Raw genomic sequence first — 26,117 nt, 5'->3', positions numbered from 1 at the left:
GTCCGAGCCGTGGGCCGCGGACAGCGGCATACGGAGCGATGGGTATCGTGGGGGGTGCATCGTTCGTCTCCTTTAAGGCCTGTCCGGTGAGGCAGGGAAGGGATGGTCATGGCTGCTCGGCCGCGCCCGTCGGATCACGCCACCGGTCCGGTCAATGGGCCATCCCTCGGGGGCGAGAACTGATGCCCCGCCGCGAGGACATCACCTCGGTCCTGGTCATCGGCTCCGGGCCGATTGTCATCGGGCAGGCGTGCGAGTTCGACTACTCGGGCACCCAGGCCTGCCGGGTGCTGCGCGAGGAAGGCATCCGGGTCGTCCTGGTCAACTCCAACCCGGCGACGATCATGACCGACCCGGAGTTCGCCGACGCGACCTATGTCGAGCCGATCACCCCCGAGATCGTCGCCAAGATCATCGAGAAGGAGCGGCCCGACGCCGTCCTGGCCACCCTCGGCGGGCAAACCGCGCTCAACACGGCGATGGCGTTGCACGAGAACGGCATCCTGGAGAAGTTCAACTGCCCGCTGATCGGCGCCAACGTCGAGGCGATCCGGTTGGGGGAGGACCGGCAAGAGTTCAAGGGGGTGGTCGAGCGGTGCGGCGCCGAGGTGGCGCGCAGCATCATCGCGCACTCGATCGAGGACTGCCTGGCCGCGGCCGAGCAACTCGGCTACCCGCTCGTTGTGCGCCCGTCGTTCACCATGGGCGGCCTCGGCTCCGGTTTCGCCCACGACGAGGAGGACCTGCGCCGCATCGCCGGAGCGGGGCTGCACTACAGCCCGACCACCGAGGTGCTCCTCGAGGAATCGATCCTGGGCTGGAAGGAATACGAGCTGGAGGTCATGCGCGACCGCGCCGACAATGTCGTGGTCGTCTGCTCGATCGAGAACCTCGACCCGATGGGTGTCCACACCGGCGACTCCATCACGGTCGCACCCGCGTTGACGCTGACCGACCGCGAATATCAACGCCTGCGCGACATCGGGATCGCCGTCATCCGGGAGGTCGGCGTCGACACCGGCGGCTGCAACATCCAGTTCGCCGTCAACCCCCGCGACGGCCGGGTCATCGTGATCGAGATGAACCCCCGCGTATCCCGTTCCAGCGCACTGGCATCCAAAGCCACCGGCTTCCCGATCGCCAAGATCGCAGCCAAGATGGCGATCGGCTACACCCTAGACGAGGTCCCCAACGACATAACCCGCGAGACACCGGCCAGCTTCGAGCCGGCGCTGGACTACATCGTCCTCAAGGTTCCGCGGTTCGCGTTCGAAAAGTTCCCCTCGGCCGACCCGACGCTGACGACGACGATGAAGTCGGTCGGCGAGGCGATGTCGCTCGGGCGCTGCTTCACCGAAGCACTGCAAAAAGCGTTGCGCTCGTTGGAAAAGAAGGACTCCTCCTTCCACTGGCACGGCGCGCCCGCCACCGGGGCCGAGCTCGACGCGCTGCTTGACCAGATCGCCATACCGACCGACGGCCGGATCGTGCTGGTGCAGCAGGCATTGCGCACCGGAGTCGACGTCGAGCGGGTACACGCGATCACCGGCATCGACCCGTGGTTCCTCGACCAGATCGCCTTGATCAACGACCTCGCCGAGGAGATCGCGCGGGCTGATCGGCTCGCCCCCGAGCTGCTGCGGCTGGCCAAACGCCACGGTTTCTCCGACGCCCAACTCGCCCAACTGCGCAAGACCCCGGAGCAGGTGGTCCGCGGCGTGCGGCAGGCGCTCGGCATCCGGCCGGTGTTCAAGACGGTCGACACCTGCGCGGCCGAGTTCGCGGCGACCACGCCCTACTACTACTCGGCATACGACGAAGAGAGCGAGGTCGAACCGCGCGAGCGGGAGGCGGTGATCATCCTCGGCTCGGGCCCCAACCGGATCGGCCAGGGCGTGGAGTTCGACTACTCCTGCGTGCACGCCAGCTTCGCGCTGCGCGAGCGCTACGACACCGTGATGGTCAACTGCAACCCCGAGACCGTCTCCACCGACTACGACACCAGCTCCCGCCTTTATTTCGAGCCGCTCACGCTCGAGGACGTCCTGGAGGTCGTCCACGCCGAGCAACAGGCCGGTCCGGTCGCCGGCGTGATCGTCCAACTCGGCGGGCAGACCCCGCTCGGCCTGGCCCAGGCCCTCAAGGACGAGGGCGTCCCGATCGTCGGCACCTCCCCGGAGGCGATCCATCTGGCCGAGGACCGCGGCGCCTTCGGCCGGGTGCTCGCCGCAGCGGGCCTGCCGGCGCCCAAGCACGGCACCGCGTTCAGCGCGCCGGAGGCGATCGCGATTGCCGCGGAGATTGGCTATCCCGTGCTGGTCCGCCCGTCCTATGTCCTCGGTGGGCGGGGCATGGAGATCGTCTATGACGACGAGACGCTGACCGAATATGTCACCCGCGCCGCATTGGCCTCACCCGAGCACCCCATCCTCGTCGACCGCTTCCTCGATGACGCCATCGAGATCGACGTCGATGTCCTATATGACGGGCAGGAGATGTTTGTCGGCGGGATCATGGAGCACATCGAGGAGGCCGGCATCCACTCCGGCGACTCGGCCTGCACCCTGCCGCCCGTCACGCTCGGCGTCGAAGAACTCGACCGGGTGCGCCGCTCCTCGCTCGCCCTCGCCGAAGGCATCGGCGTGCGCGGCCTGATGAACGTCCAATTCGCGCTCGCCCACGACGTTCTCTATGTGCTGGAAGCCAATCCGCGTGCCTCGCGCACCGTCCCCTTCGTCGCCAAGGCCACCGGCATCCCGCTGGCCAAGGCCGCCGCGCGAGTGATGCTCGGCGACTCCATCGCGCAACTGCGGGCCGAGGGGCTGCTGCCGGCCCACGGCGACGGCGGCAAACTGCCGCCGGAGTCACACATGTCGGTCAAGGAGGTCGTGCTGCCCTTCCGGCGCTTCCGGACCAACGACGGCTACACGGTCGACTCCCTCCTCGGGCCCGAGATGCGCTCGACCGGCGAGGTGATGGGCATCGACCGCGACTTCGGCTCGGCCTTTGCCAAGAGTCAGCTCGGCGCTGTCGGGGGGCTCCCCGCATCCGGGCGGGTGTTCGTGTCGATGGCCAACCGCGACAAGCGGGCCATGGTCTTCCCGGTGATGCGGTTGCGCGACCTCGGGTTCACGATCGTGGCGACCACGGGGACGGCGGATGTGTTGCGGCGCAACGGCATACAGTCGGAGGTGGTCAAGAAGGTCAGCGAGCGCGACACCGCCGCGGGCAGCATCGTCGACCAGATCCTCGCCGGCGAGATCGACATGGTCGTCAACACGCCATCCGGGCCGAACGCACGCGCCGACGGCTATCGCATCCGGCAGGCCACCACGGCCATGGACAAACCGATCATCACCACCGTGCAGCAACTCGGCGCGGCCGTGCAGGCGATCGAGGCGGCGATCGGGGAAGAGCCCCGCGTCAAGTCGCTGCAGGACCACGCTGCCGACCTCGACCTGTATGGGCGGGCCGGCGCGTGACGGCCTCTGCGGCAACGGTTCTCGCGACTGGTGACGGCGTCGTGCAGGTCGACGGCCCGGTGCTGAGCAACGAGCCGGCCGGTGACTACCGGCTGCTGCGCCTCGCGGTCCCCGGGATCGCCGCGTTGGCGCGCCCCGGGCAATTTGCCGCACTGACCGTGGGTGGGCCCACCTCGGGCCTGCTGCTGCGGCGCTCGTTCTCGATCCACCGCGTCGGAGCCGACCACGTCGACCTGGTCATTGCCGACGCCGGCCCCGGCACGCACTGGCTGACCCGCTGCCGACCCGGCGACGTCGTCAACATCGTCGCTCCGCTGGGGCAGGGTTTCGCACCGCCGGCGCAGCCCGGGGCGTGTGTCCTCGTCGGCGGCGGCTATGGGAGCGCTCCGCTGTTCTGGTTCGCGAAGACCGTGCGCGCCGCCGGCTGCGCGGCTCACCTGGTCTTGGGCGCGGCGAGCGCCGGGCGGCTCTTCGGCGCCGATCTCGCTGCGGCGAGCACCGATTCGGTGCACGTGACAACAGACGACGGCTCGCTCGGCACCAGGGGGCAGGTCACCGCGGTGCTCCCCGACCTGCTGCTCGCGACCGGGGCCCGCACGGTCGTTGCCTGCGGGCCGATGGGGATGTTGCGCGCGGTCACCGAGGTCGCGACGGCGCATGGGGCGACCGCGCAGGTGGCCGTCGAGGAGGCCATGGCCTGCGGCGTCGGGGTCTGCATGACCTGCGTGCTCCCGGTCGTCGGTGACGACGGGCGCACCCGGATGACCCGCTCGTGCGTCGACGGGCCGGTCTTCGCCGGCGCCCGGGTGCGTTGGGATGCCATCGCCGACGGGCGGGTGGCCGTTCCTGACGACGCCGTCGGCGCCGCGCCGCTCGCCCCGATCGGCCCGGCCCGATGACCGCTCCAACTCCTCCCGACCTGCGCGTCACCCTGGCCGGTATGCCGCTCCCCAACCCGGTGATGACCGCCTCCGGGTGCGCCGCCAATGGTCGTGAGCTGCACCGCTTTTTCGACATCTCCCGGCTCGGTGCGTTCGTCACCAAATCGGTCAAACGTGACCCCCAATCCGGTCGGGGGACGCCGCGGATGGCCGAGACCAGCGGCGGGATGCTCAACTCGATCGGCTTGCAGGGCCCGGGAATTCACGCCTTCGTCGCCGAGGACCTGCCCTGGCTGGCCGAGGTCGGTGCCCGGGTCCTGGTCTCGATCGCCGGCGCACGGGCGGAGGAATTCGCCGAGGTCGCCCACGTGCTCCTTGACTCTCCCGCACGGGAGGCCGTCGCCGGCATCGAGGTGAACATCTCCTGTCCCAATGTCGCCAACCGCGGGCTGGTCTTTGCCTGCGGCCCTGACAGCTCGGCCGAGGTGCTCCGGCAGGTGCGCGCGGTCGTGCCGGCGTCGTTCCCGCTCGTTGCCAAGCTCACGCCGGATGTGACCGACCTGGTGCCGATCGCCGAGGCCGCGCTGGCCGGCGGCGCCGACGGGCTGACCATGATCAACACCCTGCTCGGTATGGCGATCGACACCGACCGGATGCGTCCCCACCTGTTCGGCGTGACCGGGGGCCTGTCCGGTCCGGCCATCCGCCCGGTCGCGGTCCGCGCGATCTGGCAGGTCCACGCGGCGATGCGCGCCGGGACCATCCCCGAGGCGCCGATCATCGGGGTCGGCGGGGTCCGCACCGGCCGGGACGCGCTCGAGCTCATCGCCGCGGGCGCCGCGGCGGTGCAAGTGGGGACGGCGACCTTCGCCGACCCGTGCGCTCCGGTCCGGGTCCTGGAGGAGCTGACCAGCCTGCTCGCGGCGCGCGGGTGCGAGCGCATCAGCGATCTGGTCGGCGCCGCCCACGGACCCGGCGCCGGAGATCAACGAGCAGCCGCGCGCGCGTCGCGCGAGGCAACCGCACGAGAAGGCGAGCGAGCATGACGACGGGAGCATTCGGCATACGGCTGCAGGAGGCGATGGCGCAGTTCGGGCCGTTGTGTGTCGGCATCGACCCGCACCCGGAGTTGCTGCAGGCGTGGGGGCTGCCGCTCGACCCGGACGGGTTGGGTGCCTTCGCCCGCACCTGCGTCGACGCGTTCGCCGGTCACGTGGCGATCGTCAAACCGCAGTCGGCCTTCTTCGAGGAGTATGGCAGCGTCGGCATCGCCGTCTTAGAGGAGACCCTGGCGGCCTTCCGGGGGTCAGGAACCCTGACGCTGCTCGACGTCAAGCGCGGTGATATCGGCTCGACGATGGCCGGCTACGCACGCGCCTACCTCGCCGATGGCTCCCCGCTGGCGGCCGACGCGATCACGGTCAGCCCCTATGTCGGGTTCGGCTCGCTGCAACCGGCCATCGATCTGGCCCACGACACCGGGCGCGGCGTCTTCGTGCTCACGCTGACCTCCAACCCGGAGGGCCCGAGCGTCCAGCACGCGAACCGCGACGGAATCAGCGTCGCCGGCTCGATCGTCGCCGGGGTCACCGCCGCCAATGCGGCCGCACGCTCGGCCGGGCATCTCGGGAGCATCGGCATGGTCGTCGGCGCGACCGTCGGCGCCGCCGTCGCCGACCTCGGCCTCGACCTCGCTGGCGCGAAGGCTCCGCTGCTCGCCCCGGGACTGGGTGCCCAAGGCGCCGACGCCGCGGCCATCCAGGAGGTCTTCGGCCCGGCGATGCCGGCGGTTTTGCCCAGTTCCAGCCGCGAGGTGCTTGCCGCCGGCCCCGAGATCACGGCGATCCGGGCCGCGGCGTGGCACAGCTGGCCGGTGACCGGCACCCCCTCCGGGCCGTAGGAAGCCGGGCGCATCGGCCACCTATCTGGCCGAACCGCAGCGGAGTGTCCTAGGCTCGGTTCACTATGGTTTGGGCGCGTGTCCGGAACCGGGATTCCGGCGCCGCGATGGTGCCCATCGACACATCTGAGAGGAGCCGAGCGTGGCGCTCCCCCCGCTCACCCCTGAACAGCGTGCCGCCGCCTTGGAGAAGGCCGCCGCCGCCCGCCGCGAGCGAGCCGCCGTGAAGGACCGCCTGAAGCACGCCAGCGGCTCGATCGCCCAAGTGATCGAGGAGGGCCGCACCAACGACATCATCGGCAAGATGAGAGTCTCGGCGCTGCTGGAGTCCCTTCCGGGCGTCGGCCGGGTGCGCGCCGCCGCCGTCATCGAGGAACTCGGCATCTCCCCGACGCGGCGGGTCCGCGGCTTGGGGGCCAACCAGGCTGCGGCGCTGATCGCGCGCTTCGAGACCAGGTGAGGGCGGGGCGGCTCGTCGTCCTCGCCGGCCCGACCGCGGTCGGCAAGGGCAGCGTCGCCGCCTACATCCGCCGGCACTATCCGCAGGTGTGGTTGTCGGTCTCGGTGACGACTCGGGCTCCCCGCCCCGGTGAGGTCGATGGCGTCCACTATCACTTCGTCGACGACGCCGAGTTCACCCGGATGCAGCACTCAGACCAGCTGCTCGAGTGGGCGGTTGTGCACGGGCGGGCCAAATACGGCACGCCCCGGGCGCCGGTCGAGGCGGCCGTCCGCGCCGGGCAATGGCCGTTGCTGGAGATCGACATCCAAGGGGCCCGGCAGGTCCGCGCCACGATGCCCGAGGCGCTCTTCGTCTTCCTTGCCCCACCCGACTGGGAGGAACTCGTCCGCCGGCTCGTCGGGCGCGGGACCGAGGACGCCGACGAGCAGCGCGCCCGCCTGGCCACGGCCCGGGCCGAGTTGGCCGCCGCCGACGAGTTCGACGTGACGATCGTCAACCACGACATTCGCCAGGCGGCCGAAGAACTCGTATCATTGCTGGGTTCACCCCCTGTTCTCTCGTGAAACGAGCTTGGCCACGTGTCTGGAACCGCACCGAACCCCATCGGTATCACCTCGCCGCCGATCGATGACCTGCTGACCCATTCCGACAGCAAGTACGCCCTCGTCATCTACGCCGCCAAGCGGGCCCGGCAGATCAACGCCTACTACTCGCAGCTGCAGGAGGGCCTGCTCGAATACGTCGGCCCCCTGGTCGACTCCCAGATGCACGAGAAGCCGCTGTCGATCGCCCTGCGCGAGATCGATGAGAACCTGCTCGTGGCCGAGCCGACCGACACCCCAGTCAACGCTTAACACCCAGGCCGTCCCCGCCGCATAAGGACCCGCGTTGAAGATCGTCCTCGGAGTCAGCGGCGGGATCGCCGCATACAAGGCCGCCTTGCTGTTGCGGCTGTTCACCGAGTCCGGGCACGACGTGACGGTCGTCCCGACCGCCGCCGCCCTCCACTTCGTCGGCGCCCCCACGTGGGAGGCGTTGTCCGGCAAGCCGGTCGCCAGCGACGTCTGGTCGCGCGTCGAGCAGGTGCCGCACGTGCGGCTCGGCAAGGAAGCCGACCTTGTCGTGGTCGCTCCCGCGACCGCCGACCTGCTCGCCCGGGCCGCGAACGGCCTTGCCGACGACCTGCTCACCAATGTGCTGTTGACCGCCCGCTGCCCGGTCGTCTACGCGCCGGCGATGCATACCGAGATGTGGGAGCACCCAGCCACCCAGGCCAATGTCGAGACGCTCATCGAGCGCGGCGCCCACGTCATCCCGCCCGCATCCGGCCGCCTCACCGGCGCCGACACCGGGCCCGGCCGGCTGCCCGAGCCGGAAGACATTTTTGCCGTATGCCGCCGCCTCCTGGCCGAGCATCCCCACCCGTCGCCGACGGCTCACCGCGATCACCCCGCGAGCACTGCCGCCCCGGTCGACCCGGCGACACCCGCCGCTGCGTCGGAGCCGGCACCTGCCGGACGGGACGATTACAGCGGTTGGCGGGTCGTCGTCACCGCAGGTGGCACGCGTGAGCCGCTCGACCCGGTGCGCTTTTTGGGCAATCGCAGCTCGGGTAAGCAGGGCTACGCCCTGGCGGCACGCGCCGCCGCGCGTGGGGCGCTGGTGCGGCTGATCAGCGCCAACGTGTCCCTGCCCGTCCCGCCCGACGTGCAGGTCGCCCACGTCGAGACGGCCCAACAACTGCAGGCCGCCGTTCGCGAAGACGCCGGGTGGGCCGACCTGATCATCATGGCCGCGGCGGTCGCCGACTACCGGCCGGCGGCATACGCCGAAAGCAAAATGAAGAAGACGCACGAGCCGGGGCAGGAGCACGCCGCGCCGACGATCACGCTGGTGCGCAATCCCGACATCCTGGCCGGCCTGGTCGCCGAGCGGGGGGCCGCGGCCCACCCGGTGATCGTCGGCTTTGCCGCCGAGACCGGCGAGCCCGGCAAGAGCGTGCTCGAGCTTGGTCAGGAGAAGCTCGCCCGCAAGGGCTGCGACCTGCTCGTCGTCAACGAGGTCGGGGTCGATGTGACGTTCGGGCGCGACGAGAACACCGTGCACATCCTGCGCCGAGACGGCCAGCCGCAGGTGGACGTCGGCCCGGCCGGCAAGGAGGTCATCGCCGATGCCGTGCTCGATGTTGCCCGCCGTGTCCTCACCTGAAGCGGCCCCCGGGTGTGTCCGGGGCCGTCGACGGCGGCGATTAGACTAGCTCCTCGGCCCGGCGCCCGCGCCGTCCGCAGCATCCCTTAACCGTCCAGGAGTCAACCGCGTGTCCGCTCGCCTGTTCACCTCGGAGTCCGTCACCGAGGGCCACCCCGACAAGATCTGCGACCAGGTCTCCGACACCATCCTCGACGCCATGCTCGAGCAGGACTCCGGCGCCCGGGTGGCCGTCGAGACGATGGTGACGACCGGGCTGGTGCACGTCGCCGGGGAGGTGACCACCGAGGCCTATGTCGAGATCCCGCGACTGGTCCGCGACCGCGTTCTCGAGATCGGCTACGACTCCTCGACCAAGGGGTTCGACGGCGCCTCATGCGGAGTCTCGGTCTCGATCGGGCAGCAGAGCCCGGACATCGCGCAAGGGGTGGACTCGGCATACGAGGCCCGGATGGGCACCGTCGACGCCTATGACAAGCAGGGCGCCGGCGACCAGGGCCTGATGTTCGGCTATGCCTGCGACGACACCGCAGAACTCATGCCGCTGCCCATCTATCTCGCCCACCGGCTCGCCGAGCGGCTGACCGCGGTGCGCAAGGCCGGGCTGGTCAGCTACCTGCGGCCCGACGGCAAGACCCAGGTGACGATCGAATACGCGGGGGATAAGGCCGTCCGCCTGGACACCGTGGTCGTCTCGACCCAGCACGCCGACGGCATCTCGCTGGAGGACTTGCTCGCGCCCGACCTGGAGCAACACGTGATCGGATCGGTGCTCGCCGAGCTCGCCGACTCCGGCACCGAGCTGGACACCTCCGGATATCGCTCGCTGATCAACCCGACCGGCAAGTTCGTCATCGGCGGGCCGATGGGCGATGCCGGGTTGACCGGGCGCAAGATCATCGTCGACACCTATGGCGGCATGGCCCGCCACGGCGGTGGGGCGTTCTCCGGCAAGGACCCGTCCAAGGTCGACCGGTCGGCGGCCTATGCGACCCGATGGGTGGCCAAGAACGTCGTCGCCGCCGGCCTGGCGCGCCGCTGCGAGGTGCAGGTTGCCTATGCGATCGGCAAGGCCCAGCCGGTCGGCCTCTATGTCGAGACCTTCGGCACCGAGACCGCGCCCGTCGATGCCATCCAGCAGGCGATCACGACGGTCTTCGACCTGCGGCCCGCCGCGATCGTCCACGACCTCGACCTGCTGCGTCCGATCTATGTCCCGACCGCGGCCTACGGCCACTTCGGCCGCACCTCGGCTGCCGGCGTCGAGCGCGCCTTCACCTGGGAGCAAACCGACCGCGTCGAAGAGCTGCGCCGCGCCGTCGCCGGCTGAGCAGGCGCGAGGAGTGGTTCGTCTGCGCGGGTGCGCGAGTAAGTTCTGCTAGCAGCACGTAGTCGACCTCCCCATAGCTTGCAACCTGTTGGGGGGCAAGGAAGTTCTGCTAGCAGAACTTCGTTGGGGGAGGCGACGTCGGTGGGCGGTGTCGGTGGCGGGCGCTAGATTCGCTGCCCGTGGATGATGAGCAGGAGGCGGTTGCCGATCCGGTGGCGCGGGTGCTCGTCGATACGGGGTTGCCCCACCTGGACCGGCCGTTTGAGTATGCCGTTCCGCCCGCGCTCGCGCAGAGCGCGGTGCCCGGCGTGCGGGTCAAGGTCCGGTTCGCCGGCCGCGATGTCGCCGGCTATGTCATGGAGCGGTGTGCCGCCGCCGAGCATGAGGGCCGGCTGACGCCGCTGCGCACCGTGGTCTCGCCGGAGCCGGTGTTGACGCCACCGATCCTGCGGTTGGCGCAGGAGTTGGCCGTCGCGTATGCCGGAACCGTCGCCGATGTGCTCCGGCTCGCGATCCCTCCCCGCCACGCCCGCGCCGAACGCGCGTTGGCCCCTGGACCGAGCGCCGACAACGGCAGCGATGCCGAGGACGGCACGGCAGACGGCCAGGCGACGCACGCTGCGGATGAGCCCGTCGCCGCCATCGCTGAAGGCCCTGCGGCGACGGCGAGCGGGCCGGGGCTCGCGAGCTGCTGGAGTCGGAGGGCAGCGGCGTCGAGCGGGGAGGCGTGGGCGGCCTACCCGGCCGGGCCGGCCCTGCTGCGCCGCCTCGCGGCCGGCCAGGCGCCGATCGCGGTGTGGATGGCGCTTCCCGCGGGCGGCGACCTCGCGCGGGATTGGCCGCGCGCACTGGCCGAGGCCGCGGCGGCGACCCAGACCGGCGGGAGGGGGGCCCTCGTCGTCGTCCCGGACGGCCGCGACCTCGACCGCCTCGACGCGGCGATGACGGCGGTCCTCGGCCCGGGAAAGCACGTGCGGCTGAGCGCCGAGCAGGGGCCGCAAGCGCGCTACACCGCCTGGCTGAAGGTGCTCCGCGGCCAGGTGCGTGTCGCGATCGGGACCCGTGCCGCGGCATACGCACCAGTGCGCGATCTCGGGTTGATCGCCGTCTGGGACGACGGTGACGACCTGCACGCCGAGCCGCGCGCCCCCTATCCGCACGTGCCCGACATCGCCCTCCGTCGGGCCGCCATCGAAGGCGCCGGGATGCTGCTCGGCGGCTACGGCCGCAGCGTCTGGGCGCAACAGCTCGTCGCGACCGGCGCAGCCCGTGAGGTCGCCGCCAGCGCCGGCGCGACCCGGGCCGCCGCCCCCCGGGTGCTGGTTGCCGGCGAGGACCGGGAGCAGGAGCGGGACGTCGCAGCGACCAATGCCCGCCTACCCTCACTGGCCTGGCGCACCGCCTCGGCCGCACTCAAGCTCGGACCAGTGCTCGTGCAGGTCCCGCGGCGCGGCTACATCCCAGCGGTCGCCTGCCAAACCTGCCGGGCGCGCGCTCGCTGCGCCCGTTGCCAGGGCCCGCTCGAGCTCGGCGGGGACGGCGTCGCGCCGCGCTGCCGCTGGTGCGCCACGCCGGCGCTGCGCTGGGTCTGCCCGGTGTGCGGCGAGACCCGGCTGCGCTCGCTCGTCATCGGCGCGCGGCGCACCGCCGAGGAGCTGGGCCGGGCTTTCCCCGGGGTGGCGGTGATCACCTCCGGCGCCGACCAGGTCCGCGCCGACGTCCCGGGCACGCCGGCGCTGGTCATCGCCACGCCCGGAGCCGAGCCGGTCGCCGAGGGCGGCTATGCCGCCGCCCTCCTGCTGGACGCGTGGGCGCTGCTCGACCGGCCGGACCTCGACTGCGCCCCCGAGGCGCTGCGCCGCTGGCTCGCCGCGGCCGCCCTCGTGCGTCCCGCCACGGCAGGGGGCGCCGTCGTGCTGTGCGGCGTTGCGCCGGGCGTCGTGCTTCCTCCTGTTGAGGCCCTGGTGCGGTGGGACCCCGGCTGGCTCGCTGCCCGCGAGCTGGCCGACCGGACCGAGCTCGCCCTGCCCCCGGTCACCACGCTCGCGGCGGTGACCGGTTCCCGGGGCGCGCTGGAGGCGCTGGCCGCCGACCCCCGGCTGCCGCCGACGATCGAGCGTTACGGCGTCACGCCGGGGCGGCATACCGACGAGCATCGGCTCATCCTCAAGGCCGCCCCGGGCGACGCGCTTGGCCTCGGCGGCGTTCTCGCCGCGGAACGGGCCGCCCGCAGCGCCCGCAAGGATCCCGACCAGATCGCGGTCCGGCTCGGCGTCACCGACCTGTCCTGACGCGGGAGGCCGGGCTCGGTGTCCTAAACTCCCACGCGTGTCGGTCCAGCGCATCCGCCTCTTCGGTGACCCCGTCCTGCGCACGCGCGCCGACGAGGTCGTCGACTTCGACAAGGAGCTGCGGGTCCTCGTCCAGGACCTCGCCGACACGATGATCGACGCCCCGGGCTCGGGGCTAGCCGCCCCACAGATCGGGGTGGGGCTGCGCGTGTTCACCTATCACGTCGACGGGATCCTCGGCCATCTCGTCAACCCGGTGCTCGAGCTCGGGCCCGAGGAGCAGGACGGGCTCGAGGGGTGCCTGTCGATCCCCGAGGTGACGATCGACACCAAACGCGCGCTGAATGTCGTTGCCCGCGGCCAGAATATGTGGGGCGAGCCGGTCTTCCTCGAGGGCTGCGAGTTGCTCGCCCGCGCCATCCAGCACGAGAGCGACCACCTCGACGGCGTGCTGTTCATCGACCGCCTCGAGCCGGCGGCCCGCCGGGAGGCGATGAAGGCGATCCGGGCTGCTGACTGGTTCGGCGACCCCGAGGTGCGGGTCAAGGTGTCTCCGCACTCCACCTTCGGGTTGGGGATGTAGGTGCGCCTCGTCTTCGCCGGCACTCCTGAGGCCGCCCTGCCGGCGCTCGATCTGCTCGCCTGCTCCGGCCACGACCTGCTCGCGGTGATCACCCGCCCCGATGCCCGCTCGGGCCGCGGGCGCACGCTGAGCCTGTCGCCGGCCAAGGTCCGCGCGCTCGAGTTCGGTCTGCCGGTATGGACGCCGGCCTCGGTGCGTGACCCGGAGCTCCAGTCGCAGCTGGCTCAGCTGGCGCCGGACGCCTGCCCGGTCGTCGCCTATGGCAACCTGATCCCGCCCGCGGCGCTGGCCATCCCGGCGCACGGCTGGATCAACCTGCACTTCTCGCTGCTGCCCGCCTGGCGCGGCGCCGCACCCGTCCAGCACGCGCTGATCGCCGGCGATGAGATCACCGGCGCCACCACCTTCCGGTTGGAGGCGGGCCTGGACACCGGCCCGGTCTTTGGAACCCTCACCGAGCGCATCCGGCCCGCCGACACCGCCGGGGATCTCCTCGAGCGCCTCTCGTATGCCGGAGCGCAGCTCCTGCTCGCCACCCTCGACGGCATCGCGGCCGGCACGCTCACCCCCGTGCCGCAGCCGGCCGACGGGATTTCCCTGGCGCCGAAGATCGACGTCGCCGACGCCCGCCTCGACCTCGCCCAGCCGGCGTTCGCGATCGAGCGGCGCATCCGCGGCTGCACTCCGGCGCCCGGGGCGTGGACGATGTTCCGCGGTGAGCGTCTCAAGCTCGGCCCGGTCACGCTCCGCGGTCCGGAGGCCGACCCGCTGCCGCCCGGGGAGTTGCGGGTCACCAAGAGCCGGGTCGAACTGGGGACGGCGACCGTGCCGCTCGTCCTTCAGCAGGTCCACCCGCTCGGCAAGAAGCCGATGCCGGCGCCCGACTGGGCCCGCGGTGTGCGGATCGCCCCCGGCGAGCGGGTCGACCTGCCGCCGGGCACAGTGCGCTGAGTCGGGCATAGTGCGCTGAGTCGGGCATAGTGCGCTCAGTCGGGCATAGTGCGCTGAGGTCGTCATCTTTGGGTGAGGTCGTACTCCAAAACGTACGACCTCACCCAAACATGCAGACCTCAGCGGATGGGGTGGGGGTCGGCTGCGCACAGCCGGGCCAGCTCGGCGGTGGTCTGCTCGCGGTGGCTGAGCGGGAAGGCGTGGCTGGCGCGGGGGACGGTCACGATCCGGACCGAGCGGGCGCTTCGGGCGGCCGCGGCATACCGGCGGGTGTGGATGCGTAGCTGGTCGAACTGGCCGGCCACCAGCAAGACGTCGCCGGTGAACTCGGCCAACTGCGCGGAGCCGCACCGGGCCATGACCTCCGTCCAGGCCGGGGTGACGCCCGTGAAGCTATAGCCGGCGGCGAGCAGCGCGTCGGCCGTCGCGGCCGGGGTGCCCAGCCGCCGCAGCTGACGGTCCAGGATCCGGGACATCCGGGCCGGACCAAGGCGGCGGTTGACGCGGGCGATCACCCGGTAGCTGGCTGCGCCGCGGCCACCCGGTTCGCCCGCGGCGCCGAGCAGGCCGAGTCCGGCGAGGCGGCCGGGGCAATCCGCCGCATACGCGGTCGCGAGATAGCCGCCGAGGCTGTGCCCGGCGAGGACGACGCGCGTCCCCGGCGACGCGCCGCTGACCGCGGAGTCGATCACGGCCATCGCGGCCGCCCAGGTGAACGGCTGGTCGCGACGGGTTCCGTGCGCGGGCAGATCCGGTGTCTGCACGTCGATGCCGGGCAGGGCTGCGGCATACCCCAGCCATTGGGCGCTGTTGAGCTGCGTGCCGTGCAGCAGGACGAGCCGGACCGATTCCACACCGACCATTGTGCGTTGACGTCGGCGCCCCGATCGGGTTGGGTCGAGGGTATGACCGCCGCCGCCGGCACCAAAGCACTGGCCCGCGTGACCGCGCAGTTGCGCGGCCGCTTCCGAGCCGGCGCGGTGATCGACGACCCCGCCGAGCTGGCGACCTACGAGTGCGACGGCCTCGCCGCCTACCGGGTGACACCAGGCCTGGTCGTGCTCGCCGAGAGCGCCGGCGATGTCGCCGACACGGTGCGGGCCTGTGCCGAGAACGGCGTGCCGTTCGTCGCTCGCGGGTCGGGGACCGGCCTGTCGGGCGGCGCGTTGCCCCATGCCGACGGGGTGCTCGTGGTGACCTCGCGCATGCAGGCAATCCGCTCCCTTGACACCGGCAACGCCCGCGCCGTCGTCGAGCCCGGCGTGGTCAACCTCGAGCTGACCCGGGCGGCCACGCCGGGGGGCTACTACTTCGCCCCCGACCCCTCCAGCCAGCAGATCTGCTCGATCGGCGGCAATGTCGCCGAGAACTCCGGCGGCGCCCACTGCCTGAAATACGGGTTCACCTCTCACCACGTGCTCGCCCTCGACATCGTCACGGCTGCGGGCGAGCAGGTGAGCCTGGGCACGGCGGCCGCCGATGCGCCCGGCTACGACCTCGTCGGGGCGTTCGTCGGCTCCGAGGGAACGCTCGGCGTCGCGACCGCGGCGACGGTCCGCCTCACCCGCCTCCCCGAGGACGTGCGCACCGTTCTGGCCGGCTTCCGCCACACCGACGACGCGGGCGCGGCGACCAGCGCGATCATCGCCGCCGGCGTGGTCCCGGCCGCGATCGAAATCATGGACGCCCTGGCCATCGAGGCCGCCGAGGCCGCGGTCGCGTGCGGTTATCCCGCCGGCGCCGGGGCCGTGCTTGTCGTCGAAGTGGACGGTCCGACCGCCGAAGTCGACGCGGAACTCGCTGCAGTGCAAGAGATTTGTGAGCAGTCGGGGGCCTTCGAGATCCGGTTGGCGACCGATCCGGCCGACCGGGCAGCGATCTGGCGGGGGCGCAAGTCGGCCTTTGCGGCGGTGGGCCGAATCAGCCCCGACTACCTCGTCCAGGATGGCGTCGTGCCCCGCACCGCGCTCCCGGCGGTCCTGCGCGATCTCGCCGCCCTGAGCGAGGAGCGCGGCCTGCGGATCGCCAACGTCTTCCACGCCGGCGACGGCAACCTACACCCGCTCGTGCTGTTCGACTCCTCGGTGCCCGGCCAGACCGAGCTGGCCGAGGAATTCTCGGGCGCGATCCTCGATCTCTGTCTCGCCGCGGGCGGATCGATCACCGGCGAGCACGGCGTCGGCGCCGACAAGGCGGCATACCTGCCCAAGATGTTCACTGCCGAGGACCTGGACACCATGCAGCTGGTCAAGTGCGCCTTCGATCCCGACCATTTGGCCAACCCGGGCAAGATCTATCCGACACCGCGGTTGTGCGGCGAGGTGCCGGGCTTCCATCGCGGGGTGCATCCGCTCGCCGAGGCCGGGGTCGCCGAGGTGTTCTGATGATCGATCCGCTCACCCTTTCGTCCGTATGCCGGGTGCGGCCCGCCGCCCCCAGCGACACCGTCGGCACCATGCCGGCCCGTGTCGTCGCCACCCCGGCAAGCACGGCCGAGGCGGGCGCGTTGCTCGCCCGCTGCCACGAGCAGGACTGGGCGCTCACGCCTCGCGGGAGTGGGACCAAGCTCACGTGGGGCAATCCGCCCGAGCGGCTCGACGTCATCTGCGAGACCACCGGTCTCGACAGCATCATCGAGCACGTCCGCGGCGATCTGGTCGCGACGGTGCAGTCGGGCTGCACCGTTGCCGCGGTCAACCGCGTTCTGGGGGAGGCGAATCAGCGGCTGCTCCTCGATGTCATGGTGAGTGGAGCCACCATTGGGGGCGTGCTCGCCACCAACGCCAACGGGCCACGACGCGCGCACGCTGGCCCCGCTCGCGACCTGCTCATCGGCATCACCATGGTTCGCGCCGACGGGACGATTGCCAAGGCCGGCGGCAAGGTGGTCAAGAATGTCGCCGGCGATGACCTCGGCAAGCTGCTCGTCGGTTCCTTCGGGACGCTCGGGCTGATCACCGAAGCGACCTTCCGGCTGCATCCCATTCCGGCGCAACGCAGCTGGCTGTGCGGCGCGGTGTCGGCCGACGAACTCGGCCAGGTCCTCGGGCTCCTTGACGAGATCCAGATCGCCCCGTCCGCGGTGGAGGTCCGGGTCGAGCCGGGAGCGGCGCACGTGGACCTGGCAGTGTTGCTCGCGGGGACCGAGGCCGGGGTTGCGCGACGCGCCGACGACCTCGCCACGGCCTGCGGTCAGCTGCTCTCGCCGCTGTCGTTGGGAGAGCCGGACTGGGTCGACCAATTCCCCTGGCAGGCGGGCGGGCCCGGGGCGCTAGCGGTCAAACTCGCTGTCCTACGCACCGCCGTTCCGGAGCTGCTGGCCCGGTGCCGGCAGGCGGGCCTGACGGTCACCGGGTCTGCCGCGGCTGGCGTGCTGCACGCGACCGGGCCCGAGGAGGCGATTGCGGCGCTGCCGCGGCTGCGGGAACACTGTGTGAGGCAAGGCGGCAGCCTGGTGCTGCTCGACGGACCGGCGCTGCCGGGCGTGGACCGCTGGGGCTCAATCCCCGCAATCGACCTGATGCGTCGTGTTAAGGCCGAGTTCGATCCGCGCCGAATCTTGTCGCCGGGCCGCTTCGTCGGAGGAATCTGATGGGACACAAACCAATCCACTTCGCCGCCACGGGAGCGACCGGGCCCGCAGAACCGGCCTTCGACCACAACAATCCGCCCGACGCGGCGCTGGTTGATGATTGCGTTCACTGCGGCTTCTGCCTGCCGACCTGCCCGACCTATCGCCTGTGGGGCGAGGAAATGGACAGCCCCCGTGGCCGGATCCACCTGATCAAAACGGGATTGGAGGGTGCACCGCTCACCGACGCGATGGTCGGCCACATCGACGCCTGCCTCGGCTGTATGGCGTGCCTGACCGCCTGCCCGTCCGGCGTGCACTACGACGAACTCCTCGAGGCGACCCGCGGCCAGATCGAACGTCGTTACCCGCGCTCGCGCGCCGATCGCGCACTGCGCGAGGCGATCTTTGCGCTCTTCCCTTATCCGCGGCGGCTGCTCCTGACCCGCGGCCCGCTCCACCTCGCCCAACGGATGGGGCTCGATCGGGCGGCGAGCACCGTGCTCAACCGGCTCGCCCCGCAGCTGGCTGCACTCACCCGGTTGGCGCCTCGTCTCGGCGACGCGGGGGCGCTCCCAACCCGGGTGGCTGCCCTCGGCACCCCTCGTGCCGAGGTCATCATGCTCACCGGCTGCGTCCAGTCGGTCTTCTTCCCCGGTGTCAACGCAGCCACCGCGCGCGTCCTGGCTGCCGAGGGCTGCGAGGTGCGAATCCCGGCGGGTCAAGGCTGCTGCGGCGCGCTGAGCGGCCACGCCGGCCGCCGGGAGGAAGCCCGCCGCTTCGCCCGCGACCTCATCGACACCTTCGCCGGCGACGTGCCGACAATCGTCAACGCCGCGGGTTGTGGGTCGGCGATGAAGGAATATGGCCGCCTGCTTGCCGATGATCCCGCGTATGCCGCACGCGCCCAGGCGTTTTCGGCTCGCGTCCGTGACCTGGCCGAGTTCCTGACCGAGATCGGCCCGGTGGCGCCGCGCCGCCGGCTGCCGCTTGTCGCGGCCTATCACGACGCCTGCCATCTCGGGCACGCCCAGCGGGTCCGCAGCCAGCCGCGGGAGTTGCTGCGCGGCATACCGGAATTGGAGCTGCGTGAGCTTGCGGACGCCGAAATCTGTTGCGGGAGCGCAGGAATCTATAACGTCCTCAACCCCGAGCCGGCCGCGGAATTGGGCGCCGCCAAGGCGGCCGCGGTCCTGGCGAGCGGGGCCGAGCTGCTGGTGACCGCTAACCCGGGCTGCCTGCTGCAGATCGCGGCGGCGGTCGAGCAGGCCGGGGGTCAGGTGCAGCTGGCGCACACCGCGCAGGTACTCGACGCGGCGATCAACGGCACGCCGTTGCGCTAGCGTCGCAACCATGGCCCACCGCACCGACCGCCTCGACCTGGCCGATCAAGCGCTGCGCGAGTGGGACGCGGTCGTCCTCGCCGCCGAGGACGGCGAGATCGTGCTCGACCGCTCCGCGTTCTATCCCGGCGGAGGGGGCCAACCTCCCGATCATGGGGTGCTGCTCTGGGGCGGTGTCGAGACGCGAATCGTCGGCGCGCGCAAGGGTGATGACATCTATCTCGTTGCTGCGCAGGGCGATCCGCTGCCCGCTCCCGGAATGCGGGTGCGCGGCGCGATCGAGGATGCGCGGCGAAGCGCTCTCATGCGGACGCACTCGGCACTGCACCTGCTCTCCGGGGTCGTTTTCCGCGACCACGGCTCGTTGGTCACCGGCAGCAATATGGAACCGGGCTCGGCGCGGATGGACTTCAACCTCCCGCAGGTGCCCGCCGGGTTCAAGGAGACGATCGAGGCGGCGTGCGCGGCCGAGGTGGCCGCCGACGGGGCGATCACGGTCAGTATGCTGCCGCGAGCAGAAGCGTTCGCGATCCCCGACATCATCCGCACCGCCACCAACCTCATTCCGGACGACGTCGAGATCGTGCGGATCGTCGACATCGCCGGCCTGGACACGCAGGCCGACGGCGGCACCCACGTGGCCTCGACGGCGCAGATCGGGCGGATCGAGGTGGCCAAGATCGAGAACAAGGGTCGCGGCTTCCGCCGGCTGCGTATCCGCCTGGCCGACCTCGGCTAAAGCGGAGTCTCACCTAGCCGGAGGCGTCCGGCTCGAGCGCGGGGCAGGCCTGGCCCTTGGCCGGGGCGAGCAGTTCGAAGTGCCAGTACTCGTTCTGGTAGCGCCGGCACAGGCCGAACTTCACGCCGTTCTGCTCCAGCCACTGGGCCGCGGCATACGGGCCGATATCGACGGCCTCCCCGGTGACGTGCGCGGACTTGTCCGGCGACAGCACCCAGCGGCTGGCCTCCTGCGGGCTGCCGTACTTGATCACGGCCTTGTCGAACAGCTGCTGTTGGGTGGCCGCGGTGCGCTTGCCCGACACGATGTCGATCGTGATCCCGTTGGGGCTCGCGGCCGAGCGGGCCCGGGTGATCGCGCGGACCATCGGTGCGGTCAGGCCGTCGGTTCCCACGTCCGGGCCGGTGGGGGCGTGCTCCCCCTGGTCCGCGGGCGGCGTGGGGGCCGCGTTGGCTGGCTCCGCGGCCGCCCGGGTGTGCTCGCGGTAGCCGTGGATGACGCTCGCGCCAATGCCGACGGTCAGGGCCACGGGCACGGCAATGGACGCGGCGAGCCCGATGGCGCGGCCGTTGACTCGCCGGCGCCGGGGCCGGCCGAAGGTCATCGGGGGCCGGGAACGGGGCGGCTCGGAGGGCGCCGGTGGACGGGTGCGCATCGGCTGGCTGGTCGTCGTCATCGGTCATCCTCGTCTCGGGCCGGCCGTCGGCCGACGGCGTCCAGTGTCGAGTGTATACCGAGTATGTTACCGAGTCTCCCCCTTCTCCGGCGTGTCGGCCCGGCGCCCGCTCGCAACGAGCGGACGCCGTCGTCGTGGGTCAGTCCTCGACCCGCACCACCAGCGCCATCCCACTGTCGCCGGCGGCGCATCCGGTGAACAGGCCCACGCCGCCGCCGCGAACGCGCAACTCCTCGGTCAGTTCGGCGATCGAGCGCAGCCCGGTGGGGCCTTGCGGGTGGCCGAAGATCAGGCTGCATCCACGAACGTTCATCTTGTCCAACGGAATACCGGTCTCCTTGGCGAAGTACAGGTCGTTGACCGCGAACGGGTTGTGCGTGGTGACCAGGTCGACATCGTCGAAGCCGAGCCCGGCGGCATCCAGGGCAGCCTTGGCCGCCGGCACCGGGGCCTCCGGCATCCGGGAGGGCCCGACCCGCCCGGTGCCGGACGCGAGAAGGCGCACGATTCCGGCGCCGCGGGAGATTTCGCGGGCTGCGTCGACGGTGGCGACGACGGCGCCGGCGCAGCCGTCCGCGGGATGGGTTTGCGTGCCGAAGGTATGAATCCCCTCGGGGTCGACCGGGCGCAGCCCGGCCAGGGCCGCCGCCTGGATCGGGCGTACCCCCTCGTCCTCCTCGAGCACCACGGCGCGCTTGCCCTGGCCGATTTCGATCGGGACGACATAGCGGCGTTGGAAGGCCCGGTCGTCGGCGAGGGCACTGGCGTATTGCTCCCAGCGCAGCACCTTGACCTCGTCGGCCTGCTCGCGGGTAAACCCGTTGTCACGCGCGACCAGGTCCGCCGTGGCGAGCATGCCCTTACCCGTTCCCGGGTCGCTCGCAAAGGAATCCAGCACCCAGTGCGTGGTGGCGGCGGCGCCACCTTGGGCCGAGGGCTGGGGATAGAACAGCGTGGGGCCGTTGCTCGTCCGGTCGGTCGCGACGACGAGTTGCGGGCCGCCACCGCACGAGACGGTCGCCGCCGCCGCGTGGACCGCGGCGACCGATGTCGCGCACGCCTGGCTGATCATCGGACCGGTCAGGTGCGGCGCTCCCAGGCGCGCTGCCAGCCAGGGAGCGCCATAGAAGATCTGTTTGGACGGAACCGACCAGCCGAGCACCAACCCGTCGAGCGCGGCGGAGTCGATCCCGCGATCGCGCAGCGCCCGGCCGGTCACCGCCTCCGCGACGTCCAGGCTGCTGATCTCGGCGAGCGAACCCTGCCACTTGGCGAACGGCGAACTCCACACCGCGCCTGCGGGGAAGGCCGAATCGCCATACGAGAAACCTTTCACTTTCTTCCTCCAGTCACAATGACAGCCGGGTCCGGCTCGGCGGCGAATAGTCGCTCGACGAGTTCGGCCCGCAGGGCGAGCACCCGGCGCTGATTGACGTAGCCCTTGTCGGTGATCTCACCGGCGTCCAGATCGGCCGGCGTTGTCATCAAGATCAGCCGCCGGATCCGGTCGGAAGACCCGAGGCTCGGGTCGGAATCGGCCCGCTTGCCGACCCACGCCGCCAACTCCGGGTCGGCATAGACCGCCCCGTCCGCGATCGGCTCCCGGCCGAGGATCTTGGTCGCCTCGGCGACGTTGAGCCACGCCAGTGCGCAGACCCGGTCAAAGCCCTCCCCGGCGATGACGGCGTCGGTGAGCACCGGGAGCGCCGAGAGCAAGTTGGTGCGCACCGCGCCGACCCGCACGAAGGTGCCGGTCGTGAGCTTGAAATCCTCGGCGACCCGGCCGCGGAAGGCGACTCCCCGGCTGGGGTCGGCCTCATCGATCAGCGAGACGGCGTCGCCGGTGCGATAGAAGCCCTCGTCATCGAAGGCTTCCGTGGTCGCATCCGGGCGCCGGAGATAGCCCGGCGTGACGATCGAGCCGCGCACGCGCGCCTCATACGCGTCCTCGTCGCAGGGCACGAGCAGCAGTTCGGTCCCGGGAAGGGGCACCCCGATGCACCGGGAGTCGGTGAACGGGAAGTGCGCCGTGGTCACGGCCGGCGCGGTCTCGGTCAGCCCCCATGACCCGGTGATCACCGCAGGTCGGCCGAGGGTGCGCTCGGAGACCCCGACCAAGCGCTCGCGCACCGCTGCGGGGAGCGCCGCCGCGGCGTTGAACACCAACCGAAGCCGGGAGAAGAAGGCCTGCGCCAGGCCCTCGTCCCCTTCGAGCGCGCTGACCAGGAGGGCGTATCCGGCCGGAACGTTGAAGCAGATGGTCGGCTTGATCTCGGCGAGATTAGCGAGCGTCTGGTCGAACAGCCCGGGAGCCGGACGCCCGGCGTCGATATAGAGGCTGCCGCCGTTTGTGATGACCATGCCGACGTTGTGGTTGCCGCCGAAGGTGTGGCTCCACGGCAGCCAGTCGACGATGACCGGCTGCTCCTGGGTGAGGAAGGGCCAGGCGTGCTGCATCCCGCGCTGGTCGGCGGCCCACATTCCGTGCGTGTTGAGAACGCCCTTCGGAACCCCGGTCGACCCGGAGGTGAGCAGGATCTTGGCCACGGTTTCGGCGTCGATGGCGGCATACGCGTCCTCGACCCGCGTGGTCGGCGTGGTCGCGCGTAGTTCCTCCAGGCTTCGGGCTCCGTCAGGGACGTTGGTCTTGGCGATCACGGGGATGGAGTCGTCGATGTCGGCGATTGCGGCCAGGGCGGAGGCGAACTGGGCGCCGTCCTCGACGTAGACCGCGCCCGGCGTGGTCAGTTCGGTCACCTCCCGGACCCGGGCGTGATCGTGGGAGAGCAGGGAGTAGGCGACGCTGATGGGGACGGCCGGGATGCCCGCGGTCAGGGCGCCGAGAGTCATCAGCAGATGGCCGACGGAGTTGCCTGAGGGGATGAGCAGGGGACGCTCGGGCGTCAGGCCCAACTCCAGTAGCGCCTCGCCGATTGAGCGCGCGGCAGCATCCGCCTCGGCGTAGGTGACCGATTGCCACTGCCCGTTCCCGGGCTCGCGCTCGGCGGCGAGGAGATGGTCGGGCGCCTCGAGCGCCCACCGTCGCAGATCATGCAGCACCGAGGGCGGGTGGTCGCCGAGGGGTGTGGTGGCGCGAAGCAAAATGCTGCCGTCCGGCCGGTGCTCGCGAGAGACATCCGGAGTGGCAAAGAGGGCAGCATGGTCCACGGTGATCTCCTGCTCCTGACGGGCATCGCGACGACACCGCGCCCCTACAGGCGAAGTCGGCGCCAAGGGCAACATGCCACCACAATGGTCTACAAATCGTCAAGGGCACGTCATCAACATGTGGACCGATTGGGGACGGGGATTCGTCGACGACCGCGCCCGCCGCCGGCTGAGCCGCGCGTAGACTCACCGCTCGTGAGCGATGGCCCGAGGCGGCCCGGCCGCGAGCGGCGCGAGTCGGGTCAAGCGCGTGGGCGGGGCGAGCCGGGGGAGCAGCGCGGGCGCCCGCAGCGCGCCGGACCGCGCGGGCGTTCGGCGAGCCGGCCAGCCGAGCGGGGACGGGCGGGAGATCCCCCGCGGCTGGCGGCATACACCGTGATGCGGGCCGTCGCCGACGGCGGCTATGCCAACCTCGAGTTGCCGGGCGAGTTGCGCCGGCGCCGGTTGCGCGGACGGGATGCGGCCTTCGCCACCGAGTTGACCTATGGCGCGACGCGGATGCGCGGCGTCTATGACCGGATCATTGCGATCGCGGCGGACCGGCCGATCACGCGGATCGACGGTGGGGTGCTCGACACGCTGCGGCTGGGGCTGCACCAGGTCCTGTCCATGCGGGTGCCGCCGCACGCCGCCGCCGACGAGAGCGTCGCCCTGGCCCGCCAGGTCAACGGCGCCGGCGCGGCCGGGCTCGTCAATGCGGTGTTGCGGCGGGTCACCGAGGCCGATCTGGCCACCTGGCTGACCCGGATCATTCCTAGCGACGCCGACGTGACCACCGCCTTGGCGATCGAGCACTCCCACCCCGAGTGGATCGCCAAGGCCCTGCGGCAGGCGCTGCTCGGCCACGACCGCGCCACGCCGCAGACCGTCGATGCCGAGCTGGCCGCCCTGCTCGCCGCCGACAATTCACCGGGCGAGGTCACGCTCGTCGCCCGTCCGGGGTTGTCGACGCTGGCCGATCTCGAGAGCGCCGGAGCGCGCCAGCATCCCCATGTGCCGACGGCCGTGCTACTGGCCGGCGGCGATCCCGGCGGCCTCGCTGCCGTCCGCACCGGCCGGGCCGCGGTCCAGGACGCCGGCTCCCAGGTCGTCGCCCTGGCGCTCGCGGCGCTCCCCCGGGGCGACACCGCGGGAAGCGGACCGGGCGGGCGCGAACGCTGGCTCGACCTGTGCGCCGGGCCGGGCGGCAAGGCCGGGCTGCTGGCCGCGCTGGCGATCGAGCGCGGCGCCGACCTGGTCGCCAACGAGATCGCCCCGCACCGCGCCCAGCTCGTCGCCCAGACCCTCATCCCGGCGGTGGAGCGCGCGGCGGCCGCGGGTCTCGACCTGGAGGTGCGCACCCGCGACGGCCGGCTGCTCGGGGGGGAGGAGCCCGCGGCATACGACCGGGTGTTGATCGACGCCCCGTGCACCGGCCTCGGTGCGCTGCGGCGGCGGCCGGAGGCGCGGTGGCGACGCACCCCGGCCGATCTGAGCGCGCTCGGCCAACTGCAGCACGAGCTGCTCGACAGCGCGCTGACCGCGCTCGCTCCGGGGGGCGTCGCGGCCTACGCGACGTGCAGCCCGCACCTGGCCGAGACCGGCTTCGTGGTCGCCGATGTGCTCAGGCGGCACCCGGACGTCATTGAAGTTGACGCGCGGGAGGCCGTCGCTGCCGTCACGACCGGATGGGCGGACCTGCTCGGTCCGGGGCCGGCGGTGCAGCTGTGGCCGCACGTGCACGACACCGACGCGATGTTCCTCGCGCTGCTGCGCAAGCGGTCGTGAGGCTACGGTCCCGGGCGGCGGCTGTCTAGGCTGGGGGACGTGCTGATCTCGCCGAGCATCCTGTCCGCCGACTTTGCCAACCTGGAGGAGGAGCTGGACGCCATCGCGAGCGCCGACTGGGCGCATGTCGATGTCATGGACGGCCATTTCGTGCCGAACCTGACCATCGGCTTGCCCGTCGTCGAGCGTCTCGTCGAGGTCAGCCCGGTCCCCATCGACACCCACCTGATGATCGAGGACCCCGACCGCTGGGCGCCGATGTATGCCGAACTGGGCGCCAAGTCGGTGACCTTCCACATCGAGGCCGCTGCTGATCCGAAAACGCTGGCGCGCAACCTGCGGGCGCTCGGCGCGCGCGCCTCGATGGCGCTGAAGCCGAAGACGCCGTGGGAGCCGTATGCGGAGCTGCTGCCCGAGCTGGACATGGTGTTGGTGATGACCGTCGAGCCCGGGTTCGGCGGGCAGGCGTTCATGGCCGACCAGATGCCCAAGGTCCGCGCGGTGCGCGAGTCGGTGCGCCGGTATGGCGGCGAGGTGTGGATCCAGGTCGACGGCGGCGTCAGCGCCTCGACGATCGAGCAGTGCGCCGAGGCCGGGGCGGATGTGTTCGTTGCCGGTTCGGCGGTCTACAACGCCGACGACGCGGCGGGGAACGTCGATAAGCTGCGCGCGCTCGTTGCCGCGCACCAGCACTGAGCCCGGGAGAACGCGAGATCGTGTAGGTCTTTGGTCGCCAGGGCGGCCGATGACCTACACGATCCGAG

At 71.4% G+C, this 26,117-nt stretch carries 22 protein-coding genes; 18 read left to right on the top strand and 4 right to left on the bottom strand.

Features of this window, described 5'->3' with window-relative positions:
- Window positions 1-182: 182 nt before the first annotated feature.
- The 12 genes from carB (at window position 183) to fmt (ending at window position 14,089) form a co-directional block, all read left to right on the top strand.
- Entirely contained in the window at window positions 183-3,482 is a 3,300-nt protein-coding gene (gene carB, locus V9G19_RS08190) for a carbamoyl-phosphate synthase large subunit (protein ID WP_462284963.1), read from the top strand.
- Entirely contained in the window at window positions 3,479-4,381 is a 903-nt protein-coding gene (locus V9G19_RS08185) for a dihydroorotate dehydrogenase electron transfer subunit (protein ID WP_462284962.1), read from the top strand. The genes carB and V9G19_RS08185 overlap by 4 nt, the downstream gene beginning before the upstream one ends.
- Window positions 4,378-5,409, top strand: a complete 1,032-nt coding sequence (locus V9G19_RS08180; protein ID WP_462284961.1) for a dihydroorotate dehydrogenase — start codon at window positions 4,378-4,380, stop codon at window positions 5,407-5,409. Before V9G19_RS08185 ends, V9G19_RS08180 begins: the two co-directional genes overlap by 4 nt.
- A complete protein-coding gene (gene pyrF, locus V9G19_RS08175) occupies window positions 5,406-6,263 on the top strand; it encodes an orotidine-5'-phosphate decarboxylase (RefSeq protein ID WP_462284960.1) in 858 nt (285 codons plus the stop codon). Before V9G19_RS08180 ends, pyrF begins: the two co-directional genes overlap by 4 nt.
- A gap of 142 nt (window positions 6,264-6,405) precedes the next feature.
- A complete protein-coding gene (gene mihF, locus V9G19_RS08170; protein ID WP_462284959.1) occupies window positions 6,406-6,723 on the top strand; it encodes an integration host factor, actinobacterial type in 318 nt (105 codons plus the stop codon).
- Window positions 6,720-7,289 (top strand): guanylate kinase, encoded by a 570-nt coding sequence (gene gmk, locus V9G19_RS08165; RefSeq protein WP_462284958.1) that lies wholly within the window; start codon window positions 6,720-6,722, stop codon window positions 7,287-7,289. Before mihF ends, gmk begins: the two co-directional genes overlap by 4 nt.
- A gap of 15 nt (window positions 7,290-7,304) precedes the next feature.
- Window positions 7,305-7,580: a DNA-directed RNA polymerase subunit omega gene (gene rpoZ, locus V9G19_RS08160; protein ID WP_462284957.1), complete on the top strand. Its 276-nt coding sequence runs from the start codon at window positions 7,305-7,307 to the stop codon at window positions 7,578-7,580.
- A gap of 34 nt (window positions 7,581-7,614) precedes the next feature.
- On the top strand, window positions 7,615-8,934 hold the full coding sequence (locus tag V9G19_RS08155; RefSeq protein ID WP_462284956.1) for a bifunctional phosphopantothenoylcysteine decarboxylase/phosphopantothenate synthase: 1,320 nt from the start codon (window positions 7,615-7,617) through the stop codon (window positions 8,932-8,934).
- A 109-nt stretch (window positions 8,935-9,043) separates the two neighbouring features.
- A complete protein-coding gene (gene metK / locus V9G19_RS08150) occupies window positions 9,044-10,264 on the top strand; it encodes a methionine adenosyltransferase (protein WP_462284955.1) in 1,221 nt (406 codons plus the stop codon).
- A gap of 179 nt (window positions 10,265-10,443) precedes the next feature.
- Window positions 10,444-12,555, top strand: coding sequence for a primosomal protein N' family DNA-binding protein (locus V9G19_RS08145; protein ID WP_462284954.1), 2,112 nt, complete (start codon window positions 10,444-10,446; stop codon window positions 12,553-12,555).
- Between the two features lie 37 nt (window positions 12,556-12,592).
- Window positions 12,593-13,138, top strand: a complete 546-nt coding sequence (def, locus tag V9G19_RS08140; protein WP_462284953.1) for a peptide deformylase — start codon at window positions 12,593-12,595, stop codon at window positions 13,136-13,138.
- On the top strand, window positions 13,139-14,089 hold the full coding sequence (gene fmt, locus V9G19_RS08135; RefSeq protein WP_462284952.1) for a methionyl-tRNA formyltransferase: 951 nt from the start codon (window positions 13,139-13,141) through the stop codon (window positions 14,087-14,089).
- A gap of 119 nt (window positions 14,090-14,208) precedes the next feature.
- Here the strand turns inward: fmt and V9G19_RS08130 are convergent, their stop codons facing one another.
- On the bottom strand, window positions 14,209-14,943 hold the full coding sequence (locus tag V9G19_RS08130; RefSeq protein WP_462284951.1) for an alpha/beta fold hydrolase: 735 nt from the start codon (window positions 14,941-14,943) through the stop codon (window positions 14,209-14,211).
- Window positions 14,944-14,994: 51 nt separating this feature from the next.
- Here V9G19_RS08130 and V9G19_RS08125 point away from each other — a divergent pair, with 51 nt between their 5' ends.
- Genes V9G19_RS08125 through V9G19_RS08110 form a run of 4 tightly spaced genes read left to right on the top strand, consistent with a single transcriptional unit; the run spans window position 14,995 to window position 19,742 of the window.
- The gene (locus V9G19_RS08125; RefSeq protein WP_462284950.1) at window positions 14,995-16,473 is read left to right on the top strand and encodes an FAD-linked oxidase C-terminal domain-containing protein; all 1,479 of its coding nucleotides are present in this window, start codon (window positions 14,995-14,997) and stop codon (window positions 16,471-16,473) included.
- Window positions 16,473-17,681 (top strand): FAD-binding oxidoreductase, encoded by a 1,209-nt coding sequence (locus V9G19_RS08120; RefSeq protein WP_462284949.1) that lies wholly within the window; start codon window positions 16,473-16,475, stop codon window positions 17,679-17,681. The genes V9G19_RS08125 and V9G19_RS08120 overlap by 1 nt, the downstream gene beginning before the upstream one ends.
- The gene (locus tag V9G19_RS08115; RefSeq protein WP_462284948.1) at window positions 17,681-19,003 is read left to right on the top strand and encodes a heterodisulfide reductase-related iron-sulfur binding cluster; all 1,323 of its coding nucleotides are present in this window, start codon (window positions 17,681-17,683) and stop codon (window positions 19,001-19,003) included. Before V9G19_RS08120 ends, V9G19_RS08115 begins: the two co-directional genes overlap by 1 nt.
- A 10-nt stretch (window positions 19,004-19,013) precedes the next feature.
- Window positions 19,014-19,742 carry an alanyl-tRNA editing protein gene (locus V9G19_RS08110; RefSeq protein ID WP_462284947.1) on the top strand — a complete coding sequence of 243 codons (729 nt, stop codon included), beginning with the start codon at window positions 19,014-19,016 and terminating at the stop codon, window positions 19,740-19,742.
- A gap of 13 nt (window positions 19,743-19,755) precedes the next feature.
- Here the strand turns inward: V9G19_RS08110 and V9G19_RS08105 are convergent, their stop codons facing one another.
- The 3 genes from V9G19_RS08105 to V9G19_RS08095 form a co-directional block, all read right to left on the bottom strand.
- Window positions 19,756-20,418, bottom strand: coding sequence for a M15 family metallopeptidase (locus V9G19_RS08105; protein WP_462284946.1), 663 nt, complete (start codon window positions 20,416-20,418; stop codon window positions 19,756-19,758).
- A 139-nt stretch (window positions 20,419-20,557) separates the two neighbouring features.
- On the bottom strand, window positions 20,558-21,754 hold the full coding sequence (locus tag V9G19_RS08100) for a thiolase family protein (RefSeq protein ID WP_462284945.1): 1,197 nt from the start codon (window positions 21,752-21,754) through the stop codon (window positions 20,558-20,560).
- Window positions 21,751-23,586: a feruloyl-CoA synthase gene (locus V9G19_RS08095; protein ID WP_462284944.1), complete on the bottom strand. Its 1,836-nt coding sequence runs from the start codon at window positions 23,584-23,586 to the stop codon at window positions 21,751-21,753. Before V9G19_RS08095 ends, V9G19_RS08100 begins: the two co-directional genes overlap by 4 nt.
- Window positions 23,587-23,781: 195 nt before the next feature.
- On the opposite strand from V9G19_RS08095, the gene V9G19_RS08090 reads away from it, so the two are divergent.
- Both V9G19_RS08090 and rpe read left to right on the top strand, forming a co-directional pair.
- A complete protein-coding gene (locus V9G19_RS08090) occupies window positions 23,782-25,353 on the top strand; it encodes an RsmB/NOP family class I SAM-dependent RNA methyltransferase (RefSeq protein ID WP_462284943.1) in 1,572 nt (523 codons plus the stop codon).
- A 39-nt stretch (window positions 25,354-25,392) separates the two neighbouring features.
- Window positions 25,393-26,049: a ribulose-phosphate 3-epimerase gene (gene rpe, locus V9G19_RS08085; RefSeq protein WP_462284942.1), complete on the top strand. Its 657-nt coding sequence runs from the start codon at window positions 25,393-25,395 to the stop codon at window positions 26,047-26,049.
- Window positions 26,050-26,117: the final 68 nt, after the last annotated feature.

This window comes from Nostocoides sp. (genome assembly GCF_037045025.1).
In the GTDB taxonomy this organism is placed as follows: Bacteria; Actinomycetota; Actinomycetes; order Actinomycetales; family Dermatophilaceae; genus Nostocoides_A.
This window is presented reverse-complemented; position numbering and strand designations above follow the sequence as displayed.

Coding starts and splice junctions, on each gene's coding strand:
- V9G19_RS08180 (WP_462284961.1), top strand. CDS start 4,378: ATGACCGCTCCAACTCCTCCCGACCTGCGCGTCACCCTGGCCGGTATG.
- V9G19_RS08110 (WP_462284947.1), top strand. CDS start 19,014: ATGGCCCACCGCACCGACCGCCTCGACCTGGCCGATCAAGCGCTGCGC.
- pyrF (WP_462284960.1), top strand. CDS start 5,406: ATGACGACGGGAGCATTCGGCATACGGCTGCAGGAGGCGATGGCGCAG.
- V9G19_RS08120 (WP_462284949.1), top strand. CDS start 16,473: ATGATCGATCCGCTCACCCTTTCGTCCGTATGCCGGGTGCGGCCCGCC.
- V9G19_RS08115 (WP_462284948.1), top strand. CDS start 17,681: ATGGGACACAAACCAATCCACTTCGCCGCCACGGGAGCGACCGGGCCC.
- carB (WP_462284963.1), top strand. CDS start 183: ATGCCCCGCCGCGAGGACATCACCTCGGTCCTGGTCATCGGCTCCGGG.
- V9G19_RS08125 (WP_462284950.1), top strand. CDS start 14,995: ATGACCGCCGCCGCCGGCACCAAAGCACTGGCCCGCGTGACCGCGCAG.
- V9G19_RS08105 (WP_462284946.1), bottom strand. CDS start 20,418: ATGACGACGACCAGCCAGCCGATGCGCACCCGTCCACCGGCGCCCTCC.